Source organism: Bradyrhizobium sp. SRL28, assembly GCF_018596315.1.
Lineage (GTDB): Bacteria > Pseudomonadota > Alphaproteobacteria > Rhizobiales > Xanthobacteraceae > Bradyrhizobium.
This window is the reverse complement of sequence record NZ_JAHEAG010000028.1, coordinates 53,882-66,350: the sequence shown is the minus strand read 5'-3', so window position 1 is coordinate 66,350 and position 12,469 is coordinate 53,882. Positions and strand designations below refer to the sequence as shown.

Below are 12,469 nucleotides of genomic sequence, written 5' to 3'. Positions count from 1 at the left end.
CGCGAGGATCTGTTCAAAAGTCGGTTATTGCCACATCCAGTTGTGGCCCCAGTTGCCCTTCCAGCCGGCCAGCCTGCCCTTGCGGAATTGCAGAAACAGCCGGTCTTTCTTGTAGAACAATCCGCTGCCGCCGATGTTGCGGAATGCGAGGAAGATTTCCTCGCCCGGCCGTCCCCGGACATAATTGAGCGGGGTGCCGAGCGCATGTGCGGCTTCTTGCGCATCCATGCCGAACGCCAGCGGCGTGTTGTTCGACAGCGTTTCGGTGAAAGGTGGCGGGTAGGGGCCGCCGATCGGTGGCCGTTGCTGCGCAAGGGCGGGCACGGAGGGGCCGGCGATCAGGAGCGCCACTACGGCAAATATTTTCATGACGCCGCCTTCTGCGTTGCCTTGCTGTCCAGGGTGCCGAGGAACGGCAGCACAGCGTCGATAAAGGCCTGCGGCTGGTCGATGTTGACGGCGTGGCCGGCGGCCGGGATCACCACCTTCTGCGCGCCGGGAATTTTGGCGGCCATGTAGTCGGAGGCGGCGAGGAACGGCGTGTCGTCGGCGCCGACCACGATCAGCGACGGCACCTTGATATCGGGCAGGGATTCGATCACGCGCGCATCGCGCTGGGTCAGCATGCCGCGCGCGGCGCGCGCCAGCCCTGAGGCGTCGCGATGGGTGACGCTGGAGCGTTCCCGGCTGGCCGATTTCAGAACCTCCAGTCCCTCGCGCTCGAAGCGGTCGCCGGTGTCATGCGCGCGCTTGTTCCAGACCTCGCGGGCCTCGTCCTTCTTGAAGCCCGGGCCGGTGTCGATGATGCGGAGCGCGCGGACGCGGTCCGGATGGGCGCGGTAGAACGCCAGCGACATGTAGCCGCCGAGCGAGAGCCCGCCGACGATCGCCGTTTCGGCGCCGACGGCGTCGAGCAGCGCCGCCATGTCGGCGATCGTCAGCGCTTCGCTATAGGCGGCGGTATCCTCGGGGTAACCGGACTGGCCATGACCCCGCATGTCCCACAACACGAGCTTGTGGTGCTTCGACAAGGCCGCGATCTGGCCCTGCCACATCCCACTGGTCGACGAGTAGCCGTGGGTCAGCAGGAGCGGTGGGCCGGAGCCGTGAACTTCGTAATAGATGCGGACCCCGTCGCGATTGATTGTCGGCATTTCCTGTTTTTCCCGAAGCAAAAGACACCTAATTCCGCTCTCGCTCTATCCTAGCGCGACAGGTTCGCCGTTGGGAAATGCGGAAACGGAAGGTGCGCCTGCTGCTCGCGCGCTCGATTTGACCCGTGACGAAACCTTGCCGCAGCGCACAACCGCGATTTCTATATTCATTCCAAATTGCATTGCCTCTAAATCGGTTCCGGATCATGCTCACGTTACCCGGCATATAGCTTCGGTGGATGCCGGCCAATACCCAAGAAAGTGAATTGCCGCCGTAAGCGGCTTCCAACACCGGAAGGGGAGTGAACATGCCTAATCTGAATATCAACGGGCGGAATATGTCCGTCGAGGCGTCCAACGATACGCCGCTGCTCTGGGTCATCCGCGAGCAATTGCAGATGACCGGTACGAAATTCGGTTGCGGCGCAGGTCTCTGCGGCGCCTGCACGGTTCACGTCAACGGCGAAGCCGTTCGCTCCTGCCAGACTTCGGTCAGCGACGCGCTCGGCAAGAAGATCACCACCATCGAAGGTCTCAGCGCCAAGGGCGATCATCCCTTGCAGAAGGCCTGGATCCTCGAGCAGGTCCCGCAATGCGGCTACTGCCAGTCCGGCCAGATCATGCAGGCGGCATCGCTTCTCTCCAAGAATTCCAACCCGACCAAGGACGAAGTGGTCGCGCATATGGACGGCAATCTGTGTCGCTGCATGACCTATTCGCGCATTCAGAAGGCGATCATGCGCGCCGCGTCCGAAATGCGTACCGCCTCCAACGCCGGCACCGAGCGGAGGGCAACATGAATACGCACGTGAAAATCCCATCCACCGATCTCAGCCGCCGTTCGTTCCTGGTCGGCTCCGCCGCCACGGGTCTCGTGCTCGGCTATGCCGCCGTTCCAGGTATCGATCAGGCTTTGGCCGCGCCTTCCGCTTTCGAACCCAGCGTGTGGTACTCGATCGGTCCCGACGGTCTCGTCACGGTCACCTGCGGCAAGGCCGACATGGGCCAGCACATCGCCTCGACCATGGCGCAGATCGTTTCCGAAGAGCTCGGTTCGAGCTGGAAGGACATGCGGGTCCAGCTTGCCTCCAACGATCCGAAATTCAACGACCCCGTGCTCGGCGCGCAGATTACCGGCGGCAGCTGGAGCACGATGATGAACTTCGATGCGATGAGCCGCGCGGGTGCCGCGGGCCGTATTGCATTGACGGAAGCCGCAGCCGCCTCGATGGGTGTGCCGGCCGGCGAGTTGGTGGTGCGCAACTCCACCGTCTCGCATACGAAGTCGAAGAAGTCGATGAGCTTTGCCGACATCGTCAAGAGCGGCAAGATCACCAAGAAGTTCACGCCGGACGAACTCAAGGCGATCAAGCTCAAGACGCCCGACCAGTACACCATGGTCGGCGTCTCCGTTCCGCAGCTCGATATTCCCCCGAAGATCAACGGCACGGCCAAATACGGCATCGACGTCATGCTGCCGGGCATGGTCTACGGCAAGGTGGTGACGCCGCCGGTACGCTTCGGCGCCACGGTGAAATCGGTCGATGACGCCGCCGCCAAAAAGGTGCCGGGCTTCATCAAGGCGATCACGCTCGACGACAAGACCGGCAGCACTTCCGGCTGGGTGGTGGCGGTCGCCAATACCTATGCCAATGCGCGGAAGGCCGGCGACGCGCTGAAGATCACTTACGACAATGGTCCGAACGCCAAGCTATCGAGCCAGTCGTTGATCGACGAGGCGAAGCGGCTGCAGGCGCTCGACGATTCCGGACAGTTCTTCGTCAAGGACGGCGACACCGCGGCGGCTTTCGGGACCGCGGCGAAGGTGATGGAGGCTGAATACACCACCAGCATCAACATCCATGCGCCGCTGGAGCCGATGAACGCCACTGCCGAGTTCAAGGGCGATATCCTGCATATCTATTCTGGCAACCAGTTCGCGACGCGTTCCGGCGCAATCGCGGCGGGTGCTGCCGGGATCGATCCCAAGTTCGTCGTCATGCACCAGATGTGGCTGGGCGGCGGCTTCGGCCGGCGTCTCGACGCAGACATGATGGTGCCCGCGGTGCAGGCGGCGAAGGCCGTCGGCAAACCGGTCAAGGTCATTTACTCGCGCGAAAACGACATGACCATGGACTATTCGCGTCCGCTGACCTTCCAGAAGGTAAAGGCGGGTCTCGATGGCGATGGCAAGCTGATCGCGCTCAACCACGACGTGGTCAGCGCGTGGCCGACCCAGCGATGGGGAATCCCCGATTTCCTGACGCCTTCGGTCGACAAGAAAGGACCGCTGGACTCGTTCACCGTGAATGGTGCGGACTTCTTCTATTCCGTGCCCAATCACAATGTCCGCGCGATCAAGAACGAGATGGCGCACACCGCCACCCCGTCCGGGCAGTTGCGGTCGGTCGCTCCCGGCTGGACCTTCTGGGCCGTCGAAAGCATGATCGACGAACTTGCGCACGCGGCAGGCAAGGATCCCGCAGAGTACCGCATCGCGATGCTGGACGGCAAAGGCAAGAACGACGGTGGCGCGCAACGCCTGCGCAACACGCTGCTGGCGGCGATGGGCATGGCCGGCTACGGCACCACCAAACTGCCGAAAGGCGAGGGCATGGGCGTCGCCTGCGTCTCGTCGCAGGAGCGGGCAACCGCAAGCTGGACCGCGTGCGTGGCCCATGTCGCCGTGTCGCCGTCCGGCGAGGTCAAGGTCAAGAAATTGACCGTGGCCACCGACGTCGGCATGCAGGTGCATCCCGACAACATCCGCGCCCAGGTCGAGGGCGCGGCATTGTGGGGCCTTTCGCTCGCCATGTATGAAAAGGCGACGCTGAAGGATGGTGGTATCGAGCAGACCAACTTCGATACCTACACGCCGCTGCGGATGAGCCAGACGCCGGAAGTGGCCATCAATGTCATCGCCAACGGCGACAAGCCGACCGGCGTCGGCGAGCCGGCGGTGACGGTGATCGCGCCCGCGCTCGGCAACGCGATCTTCAACGCCTGCGGCGCGCGCATCCGCTCGTTGCCGATCACGGCAGAAGCGGTGAAGGCGAGCATGAAGGCGTAAATCGCCGAAGCACCGATAAGAATGATCCGCCGGAGGTAATGCTTCCGGCGGATTTATTTTGTGACCCCGTGCTGTCATGCCCCGCGCAGGCGGGGCATCCAGTACGCCGCGGCCTTCGAGGGTGATAATAACTGTCATGGCGTACTGGATCATCCGCTCCAGTGCGCAATTGCGCACAAGGCGATGATGACAATGTGGGCGCAGCGCATCACAAACCAGATCGCTAAAATTTTAGCATTTATGGTAGTTCGCTTTCAGCATCCCTCTTAAGCCGCAAGGAACCCATTCTCCGCTAGCCTCGGTTGCAAGTCTTCACTGCTAGGGGTCTGGGGTTTCATGACATCGGTAGCCAACAAGACTTCGACCAAGCGCCGGCTGCTGCTGGCTTCGGATCGAAGCGATCAGAGCAGCGAACTCGCCAGCATTCTGCGATCCGTCGGTCAGGTCGACACCATCGCGACATCTGACATTCCCGATGCGCCCGAGCGCGACCTTGCGGGCATCGTGGTCGACATCAATTTGCGCTCCGCCGAGAGCGTGCAGTTGGTGCGCAACAAGCTGCGCGCCGAGGCCTATCGCGAAATGCCGCGGCTGTTCGTGCTGGCGGACGCGCTGCATCACGGATCGATGCAGGCCTGGGCGCTCGGCGCCACCGACACCATCGCGCGGCCGTTCGACGCGCAAGGCATCCTGCAGCGGATTCGCGCCGCGTTTCCGGACAGCGATGGATATGACGAGACCGATCGCGGCAAGGTCCTGAACCGAGGTGTCGAAGCGGCGCATGCCGTGATGGTCAAGATCTTCGAAAAGCTTCCATCTGGCGTTCCCCTGAAATTCAGCGACATCGTCGAGGCCGAGAACAAGATTCTCAAGGCGATCAAGCATTCGTCGCTGCGCGAATGGCTGACGACGGTCGGCTGCCATCACGCCGGCAGCTACCGCCATTGTCTCTTTGTCACCGGCTTTGCAGTCGCCTACGCGCAGCATCTCGGCATGCGTGAGGACGACCAGCGCCGTCTTGCCCGCGCCGCGCTGCTGCACGACGTCGGCAAGGCATTCATCCCGGTGGCGATCCTGGACAAGCCGGGCCCGCTGACTCTGGAAGAGATGGAAGAGATGCGCCAGCATCCGCGCCGCGGTTATGACGCGCTGGCAGCCCAGGGCGGTTTCCCGCTCGAGATGCTCGATGTGGTGCTGCACCATCACGAGTTCCTCGACGGCACCGGCTATCCCAACGGCCTGAACGGCAAGCAGATCAGCGACATCGTGCGGCTGACCACGATCGTTGATATCTATGCCGCCCTGGTCGAGAAGCGCGCCTACCGGCTGCAGTTCACCCACGCCAAGGCGTTCGGCATGATGGAAGAGATGGGCGACAAGATCGACCAGCATCTGCTGCACGCCTTTCGCCCGGTGGCGTTCGGGTATTATTGAGCCGCTCGCTGCGTCGTCATTGCGCTTCGCTCGCAATGACGGGGAGAGGTAGCCGCTCAACGCAAGCTGTGGGCCTTGCAACTGCCTAATTATCGTTGATCATCTGCGCACCTTGCGCAGGTGACATAGGCAGGCGGGGGAGGCCCATGGATACGACCGTCGATTCGAGTCCGAATCTCGACATCCCCGCCGACATTGCGGCTTCGCTCGTCAATCCGGTCGCCTATGCCGACCACCGCATCCATGACAGTTACCGTTGGCTGCGCGCCAACAACCCGCTCGGGATCGCGCGGCCCGAGGGGTTCGACCCGTTCTGGGTCGTGACAAAACATGCGCATATCCAGGCCGTCAGCCGCCAGAACGAACTGTTCCACAACGCCGACCGCCCGACCACGCTGACGAACCGGGCGGTGGAAGAACGCGTCCGCAAGATCACGGGCGGACCAAATCTGGTTCGTTCGCTGGTGCAGATGGATGCGCCCGATCATCCGAAATACCGCGCGCTGACGCAGGGCTGGTTCATGCCCGCCAATCTCGGAAAGTTCGAGGCGCGCGTGCGTGAGATCGCGCGCGCCACCGTGCAACGCATGCTCGACAAGGGCGGCGCCTGCGACTTCGTCGAAGACGTTGCCCTCGGCTATCCCCTGCATGTCATCATGGAAATTCTCGGCGTTCCCGAGAAGGACGAGCCGCGAATGCTCAAGCTGACGCAAGAGCTGTTCGGCCCGCAGGATCCCGACACGGCGCGGATCAGGGAACAGCTCACGGCCGAGCAGTTCTCCGGGATGATGCAGTCGGTGGTGGCTGATTTCGGCGCCTATTTCCGGGGTATCACCGAGGACCGGCGCCGCAACCCCCGCGACGATCTCGCCACTGTCATTGCCAATGCCAGGATCGGCGGCGACTACATGCCGGATCACGATGCGACCAGCTATTACATGATCGTCGCCACCGCCGGCCACGACACGACGTCATCCTCGACCGCCGGCGCGATCTGGGCGCTGGCGGAGGACCCCGAGCAATTCGCGCGGGTGAAGGCCAATCCGGATCTGATCCCGGGCCTGGTCGACGAGGCAATCCGCTGGATGACTCCGGTCAAGCATTTCATGCGCTCGGCGACGTCGGATACCGAACTCGGCGGACGCAAGATCGCCAGGGGCGACTGGCTGATGCTGTGCTACGCGTCCGGAAATCGCGACGAGGACGTGTTCGAGGAGCCGTACAGATTTCGCTGCGACCGCAAGCCGAACCGCCACGTAGCCTTCGGCTATGGCGCGCATCTCTGCCTCGGGCAATATCTGGCCAAGCTCGAGATGCGCATCCTGTTCGAGGAGCTGCTGCCGCGGCTGAAATCGATCGCGCTCGACGGCGAGGTCAAGATGACGCAGGCTTATTTTGTGAATGGCCCGAAGAAGCTGCCGATAAGGTTTGAGGTGGGTTGAGTTGCCACCGGCCCCGTAGGGTGGGCAAAGCGAAGCGTGCCCACCACTTCTAGCGCTGCTCTTGATGGTGGGCACGCTGCGCTTTGCCCACCCTACACACCCCGCACTAGCGTGGCTCCCCCGCAAACGGCGGCGCCGCATACACTACCTTGCCGCCGACCATCGTCAGCACCGATTTGATCTTGCCGATCTCCTTCACCGGCGCGGTCATGTAATCCGCCGACAGCACCGCGAGGTCGGCGAACTTGCCGGCCTCCAGCGTGCCGCGCTTGTCGTCGTCATTTGCCAGGAAGGCGGTGTTGCGGGTGTACATCTCCAGCACCTGGCGGCGGCTGGGAGCTTCCTCGTCGCCGCGGGTTTTGGTGCCACCGATCGTGGTGCCGTCGAGATACCATTGCAGCGACACGAAGGGATTGTAGGACGACACGCGGTGCGCGTCGGTGCCGCCGCCGACCACGAGCCCGAGCTTCATCGCGGTGGCGATCCTCGGCATCGCCTTGGCCTGTTCGACCCCGACCTCCTTCTGCAGCCGCTCGCCGCCGAAATAGAGCCCATCTTGCACGCCCCAGACCAGGCCGAGCGCCTTCATGCGCTTCAAGCTGGCTTCGGAGGCAGTGTAGAGATGCAGCACGGCCCAGCGCAGCTCGCGCACCGGAACATCCTTGTTGATGTCCTCGACCACGTCGAGCAGGTCGTGGACGGTGCGGTCGGGATTCCAGTGCAGCTGAATGGTGTAGCGCTTTGACGCCGCCCAGCGCAGCAGTTCGGCAAGCTTCGCCTTGCCGTCGGGCGTGATGTCGCCATCGGTCCAGTCGGCCCAGATCAGGATTTCGCCAGGGCCGTTGAAATGCAGCATGGCGTCGCCAAATCCCGGTGGCGAGAGTTGCGTCAGGTTTTGCAGGTCCGCGAGCTCGCTGCCGGGCTTTGGCGCGCAGAGGTGATAGGCGACGCGCACGGTCAGCTGCTTGTCCTGCCACAGCCGAAACACGGCCTGGTAGTTCGCGGGATACATGCTGACGCCGCCGCCGTCGACAATGCCTGTTATCCCGAGGCTGTTCATCTCGCGGAAGAATTTTCTGGAGCCGTCGATCTGCTGCTCGATGGTCGGCTTGGGCAGCTTGTCAAAAATCTTGCCGAGCGCAGCGCCGCCGGCGTCGATGATGCCGGTCGGCTTGTTGTCGCTGTCGCGCGCGAGCTCGCCGCCGGGCGCCACATCGTTGTCGTCGCGGATGTTCAGCGCCTCCATCGCCTTCGGCGACAACAGCAGCCAGTCATAGAGATGCTGGATGTAGACGGGATTGTCGGGCGCAACTGCGGTGACCTCTGCCGGGGTCGGCCGGCGCTTCTCGGCAAACTGCTCCTCGGTCCAGCCGCCGGCGACGACGATCCAGGATCCGGCCTTCTGAGTCTTTGCGGCTTGACCGATCTTCTCCAGCGCGTCTTTCAGCGTGGGCACGCCGATCCAGTTCACCTCAGTGCCGAAGGTGAGCGCGGCGCGGATGCCGTGGATGTGTCCGTCGGTGAGCCCCGGAATCACCGTGCGGCCACCGAGATCGATCAGCTTGGCGGTCTTGCCGGCGAGCTTCTTCATCGCGGCTGAAGCGCCGGTCGCGAGGATCTTGCCGTCCCCGATCGCCACGGCCTGCTGCGTGGAGAAATCCTTGTCGACGGTGAGGATTTTGCCGTTGAACAGGATCATGTCGGCGGTTTGGGCCGACGCGATGCTCACCGGTGACGTGACGATAAAAGCCGCCACAAGATAGCAAGAAAGCCTCGCAGAATTTGACCTCAGTCCCGGCATTACGTGCTCCCCGTGATTTTTTATGTTATTCTTCTGCTCCCCGTCGCTGCATTCCGCGCAATGACGAAGCCGAAATTGCAGGGTGGGCAAAGGAGCGTCAGCGACGTGCCCACCATCACTTGCACCGCTGCGGATGGATGGTGGGCACGCTCCGCTTTGCCCACCCTACAAGATTCTCACCCCAGCATCTTCCGCAATTCCGCCTTCGCCACTTTCTCCAGCGTCGAGCGCGGCATGTCGTCGACGATGTGAATTTCGCGCGGCACCTTGAAGTCCGCCAGCGAAGTGCGGCAGGCGGCCATGACCGTATCATGCAGGTCGGCTGGTGCGCCCTTGATTCCGGCCTGCGGAATGATGAACACGACCGGCACTTCATCCAGCATCGCATGCTTCTTCGCCACCACGGCGGCCTCGCGAACGCCGGGTAAAACCGCAATCACCTGCTCGATCTCGGACGCCGCGACATTCTCGCCACCGACCTTGAGCATGTCCTTGGTGCGGTCGCCGAATTTTATGAAGCCGTTCTCCAGCAGCGTGACGCGGTCGCCGGTGATGAAATAGCCGTGCTCGTCAAAGCTCTCGCGCGTGGCCTTTTCGTTGTGGAGATATTCCGAAAACAGCGACAGGCCGGGGATGCCCTTGATCAGGAGATTGCCGGTGCCGCCGACATCCGTCGGCGTGCCGTCATCCTCGACGATGCGGATCTGATATTCCGGTGCGGCGCGCCCGATCGACATCGGAATATTGGGCTGGTCGACCTCGCCGACGATCCCGTGCGTGATGGTTTCGGTCATGCCCCACCAGCCGATCGTCTTGACGCCGAACGCGGCAAAGGGCGGCGGCTCGGATACGGCGGTGCCCCAGAGCCGGAACTTGTGGCTCTTTGGAATTTCGTGCTCCAGCAGCGCCTTCATGCAGAAGGGGATCGTCGAGGTCCAGGTGCAGTTGTGTTCCAGCGCCACGCTCCAGAAGCGGCTCGCCGAAAATCGCGGCTGGATCACGCAAGAAGCACCCACCCAAAGCGTCGCCAGCATCGAATAGGCCAGCGCGTTGGTGTGGAACAGCGGCAGATAGGTCTGGTGCACGTCGCTTGCGTGCAGGTCCTCATGCGCGGCGTTGATCTTGGCGCCCCACAGCGCATTGGCATGCGTCCACAGCACCGCCTTCGGCCGCGACGTGGTGCCCGAGGTGTATTGAACGCTGCACGGCGCGAACGGGTCGGCGGCGCGGCGCGGCCGGTCGGCGCTGTCGGCCAATAATGATTCAAAACTGTCGCCGCGCGGCGCGCCTTGCGCCGGCGTGCTGCCGGCATCATGGGAGATCACGGCGATCCAGCGCAGGCCGCGGCAATTGGCCGAGATCAATTCGGCATAGGCCGGCTGGGTGATGGCGGCGACCGCACCGCAATGGCCGGCGAAATACTCCATCTCGGCTGCCGCCGAACGGGTGTTGGTGGTGACCGCGATCGCGCCGAGTTCAACGCAGGCAAACCAGGCCAGTACAGCCTCGATGCAATTGTCGAGATGGATCAGCACATATTCGCCCGGCTTGACGCCTCGTTTGACGAGGCCGGCAGAAAGCGCGCCGACGCGTTCGTGAAATTCGCCGTAGGACCAGCTCCGTGCGAGGCCCTCGAACGGCGCCCAGATCAGGAACGGATGGTTGCGGCGGCTCCCGGCGCGCATCCGCAGCAGCCACGGCACGTCGAGGCCTGCGAATGGCCCGACAATGCCCGGCGCTGCCTGTGAATTGGTCATTGGTCCTCCCGTGCAGCTTCATCGGCTGCCTTGATTTTGCTTGGGAGTAGTTCTGCCATTGGACGACGCGATGGGCAAATCGGAAGTTGGACGCCGTGCTGTCTCCGCGTCATTGCCTGCGACAAACGCGAAGCGTTTGCGCAAGGGAGCGCAGCGACGAAGCAATCCATCTGTCCGTTATGCCGCGCGATGGATTGCTTCGCTTCGCTCGCAATGACGGCGAGGGAGCGGCGCGTTACTTCGACCCATCCTCATACGAGGAAATCTCGATCAAGCTGCCATCGGGATCCCGGCAATAGACCGAACGCAGCGTGCCGCGGGCGCCCTGTTTGGCGACCGGGCCTTCCTCTATCGCAATCCCGTTGGCTTTCAGATGCGCCACCACTTCGTCCGGCGTGCTTGACGTCAGGAAGCACAGGTCGTCGCTCCCGGCCGCTTCGTGGTCGGCCGTGAACCACTCGACCTTGTCGGCATCGCGCGGCCGCACGTTGATCTTCTGGTTGCCGAACACCAGCGAGGTCCGCGGCGTTTTGCCCGGTCCGGGATCGAATACCCTGACCTCCATGCCGAGAATCTTCCGGTACCACTCGGTGGAACGCGCCACGTCGGACACATTGATAACGAGATGGTCGAGCGCGTTAACCCTGACAGACATGCCTTATCCTTTCGTCGCGGTCGGCGGCGCCCGGTCGCACTGGCCGCACCTGACTTTGTTTGTTACAACGCAGGCCGCGTTCGGTTCAATAGAACCGCGCCTCAATAGAAACGGACTGGGTTCTGAAGCCCGGCCTCCAAGGAGAAGTTTTATGATTTCACGTCGCACCGCGATTTGCATGGCCGTGATCGGCCTTTCCACGGCCGCTTCGATCGGCAGCGTTTCGGCGGCGGATTATCCGACCCGGCCGGTGAGATGGGTCGTCGGATATCCTCCGGGCGGTGCGACCGACATCATCGCGCGGCTGATCGGCCAGCGGCTTTCCGAACGCCTCGGCCAGCAATTCGTGATCGAGAACAAGCCCGGCGCCGGCAACAACATCGCCACCGAATCCGTCATCAACGCCGAGCCGGACGGCTATACGCTGCTGCTGGTCAATCCCGCGAACTACATCAACGCTTCGCTCTACGCCAACCTGAAATTCAACGTCGTTCGCGATATCGCGCCGGTCGCGGCGTTCAATCGCGTGCCGAACGTGATGACGGTCAACAAGGACGTGCCGGCCAAGACGGTCGCCGAGTTCATCGCCTATGTGAAGGCCAATCCGGGCAAGGTGAACCTGGCGTCGTCCGGCAACGGCACGTCCGTGCATCTGTCCGGCGAAATGTTCATGGCGATGTCGGGCGCCAAGATGCAGCACGTTCCCTATCGCGGCGCCGCGCCCGCGATCACCGATCTGCTCGGTGGCCAGGTTCAGGTAATCTTCGACAACATGCCTTCCATCCTCCAGCACGTCCGCGCCGGTTCCGCGCGGGCGCTGGCCGTCACCAGCACCACGAAGTCGTCGCTGCTGCCCGACGTTCCGGTGCTCGCTGATACCATTCCGGGCTACGAGGCGAGCGCGCTGTTCGGCATGGGTGCGCCGAAGAACACCCCGAAGGAAATCATCGCCAAGCTGAATAAGGAGATCAACGAGGTGCTCGCCGAACCCGCGATCAAGGCGCGCCTGGTCGACCTCGGTGGCGAACCACTGATCGGCACGCCGGAAGCGTTCGGCGCCATGATTGTGGCCGAAACCGACAAGTGGAAGAAGGTGATCGAGGAAGCCAAGGTAGAGAAAGTGCAGTGATCTACCTCACGGAACATTGGCCCTGCC

Annotated in this window: 10 protein-coding genes; 5 read left to right on the top strand and 5 right to left on the bottom strand. The window is 62.8% G+C overall.

Annotated features, from left to right (window positions below):
• Nucleotides 1–24: 24 nt before the first annotated feature.
• Both KIP88_RS34080 and KIP88_RS34075 read right to left on the bottom strand, forming a co-directional pair.
• Nucleotides 25–369 carry a hypothetical protein gene (locus tag KIP88_RS34080; RefSeq protein WP_214492522.1) on the bottom strand — a complete coding sequence of 115 codons (345 nt, stop codon included), beginning with the start codon at nucleotides 367–369 and terminating at the stop codon, nucleotides 25–27.
• On the bottom strand, nucleotides 366–1,154 hold the full coding sequence (locus KIP88_RS34075) for an alpha/beta fold hydrolase (RefSeq protein WP_214492521.1): 789 nt from the start codon (nucleotides 1,152–1,154) through the stop codon (nucleotides 366–368). The genes KIP88_RS34080 and KIP88_RS34075 overlap by 4 nt, the downstream gene beginning before the upstream one ends.
• Nucleotides 1,155–1,462: 308 nt before the next feature.
• Between KIP88_RS34075 and KIP88_RS34070 the strand changes: the two genes are divergently transcribed.
• From KIP88_RS34070 to KIP88_RS34055, 4 genes are all read left to right on the top strand, one after another.
• Nucleotides 1,463–1,954: a (2Fe-2S)-binding protein gene (locus KIP88_RS34070; RefSeq protein ID WP_214492520.1), complete on the top strand. Its 492-nt coding sequence runs from the start codon at nucleotides 1,463–1,465 to the stop codon at nucleotides 1,952–1,954.
• Entirely contained in the window at nucleotides 1,951–4,224 is a 2,274-nt protein-coding gene (locus KIP88_RS34065; protein ID WP_214492519.1) for a molybdopterin cofactor-binding domain-containing protein, read from the top strand. The genes KIP88_RS34070 and KIP88_RS34065 overlap by 4 nt, the downstream gene beginning before the upstream one ends.
• 336 nt (nucleotides 4,225–4,560) lie before the next feature.
• Nucleotides 4,561–5,658, top strand: coding sequence for an HD-GYP domain-containing protein (locus tag KIP88_RS34060; RefSeq protein WP_214492518.1), 1,098 nt, complete (start codon nucleotides 4,561–4,563; stop codon nucleotides 5,656–5,658).
• Between the two features lie 146 nt (nucleotides 5,659–5,804).
• The gene (locus KIP88_RS34055) at nucleotides 5,805–7,100 is read left to right on the top strand and encodes a cytochrome P450 (RefSeq protein ID WP_214492517.1); all 1,296 of its coding nucleotides are present in this window, start codon (nucleotides 5,805–5,807) and stop codon (nucleotides 7,098–7,100) included.
• A 106-nt stretch (nucleotides 7,101–7,206) separates the two neighbouring features.
• Here the strand turns inward: KIP88_RS34055 and KIP88_RS34050 are convergent, their stop codons facing one another.
• From KIP88_RS34050 to KIP88_RS34040, 3 genes are all read right to left on the bottom strand, one after another.
• Nucleotides 7,207–8,856 (bottom strand): amidohydrolase, encoded by a 1,650-nt coding sequence (locus tag KIP88_RS34050; protein WP_308163698.1) that lies wholly within the window; start codon nucleotides 8,854–8,856, stop codon nucleotides 7,207–7,209.
• Between the two features lie 221 nt (nucleotides 8,857–9,077).
• Nucleotides 9,078–10,658 (bottom strand): AMP-binding protein, encoded by a 1,581-nt coding sequence (locus KIP88_RS34045; protein ID WP_214492515.1) that lies wholly within the window; start codon nucleotides 10,656–10,658, stop codon nucleotides 9,078–9,080.
• Between the two features lie 235 nt (nucleotides 10,659–10,893).
• Nucleotides 10,894–11,313 carry a VOC family protein gene (locus tag KIP88_RS34040; protein WP_214492514.1) on the bottom strand — a complete coding sequence of 140 codons (420 nt, stop codon included), beginning with the start codon at nucleotides 11,311–11,313 and terminating at the stop codon, nucleotides 10,894–10,896.
• Nucleotides 11,314–11,464: 151 nt separating this feature from the next.
• On the opposite strand from KIP88_RS34040, the gene KIP88_RS34035 reads away from it, so the two are divergent.
• Nucleotides 11,465–12,442: a tripartite tricarboxylate transporter substrate binding protein gene (locus KIP88_RS34035; RefSeq protein ID WP_214492513.1), complete on the top strand. Its 978-nt coding sequence runs from the start codon at nucleotides 11,465–11,467 to the stop codon at nucleotides 12,440–12,442.
• Nucleotides 12,443–12,469 lie beyond the last annotated feature (27 nt).

Coding starts and splice junctions, on each gene's coding strand:
- KIP88_RS34080 (WP_214492522.1), bottom strand. CDS start 369: ATGAAAATATTTGCCGTAGTGGCGCTCCTGATCGCCGGCCCCTCCGTG.
- KIP88_RS34075 (WP_214492521.1), bottom strand. CDS start 1,154: ATGCCGACAATCAATCGCGACGGGGTCCGCATCTATTACGAAGTTCAC.
- KIP88_RS34070 (WP_214492520.1), top strand. CDS start 1,463: ATGCCTAATCTGAATATCAACGGGCGGAATATGTCCGTCGAGGCGTCC.
- KIP88_RS34065 (WP_214492519.1), top strand. CDS start 1,951: ATGAATACGCACGTGAAAATCCCATCCACCGATCTCAGCCGCCGTTCG.
- KIP88_RS34060 (WP_214492518.1), top strand. CDS start 4,561: ATGACATCGGTAGCCAACAAGACTTCGACCAAGCGCCGGCTGCTGCTG.
- KIP88_RS34055 (WP_214492517.1), top strand. CDS start 5,805: ATGGATACGACCGTCGATTCGAGTCCGAATCTCGACATCCCCGCCGAC.
- KIP88_RS34045 (WP_214492515.1), bottom strand. CDS start 10,658: ATGACCAATTCACAGGCAGCGCCGGGCATTGTCGGGCCATTCGCAGGC.
- KIP88_RS34040 (WP_214492514.1), bottom strand. CDS start 11,313: ATGTCTGTCAGGGTTAACGCGCTCGACCATCTCGTTATCAATGTGTCC.
- KIP88_RS34035 (WP_214492513.1), top strand. CDS start 11,465: ATGATTTCACGTCGCACCGCGATTTGCATGGCCGTGATCGGCCTTTCC.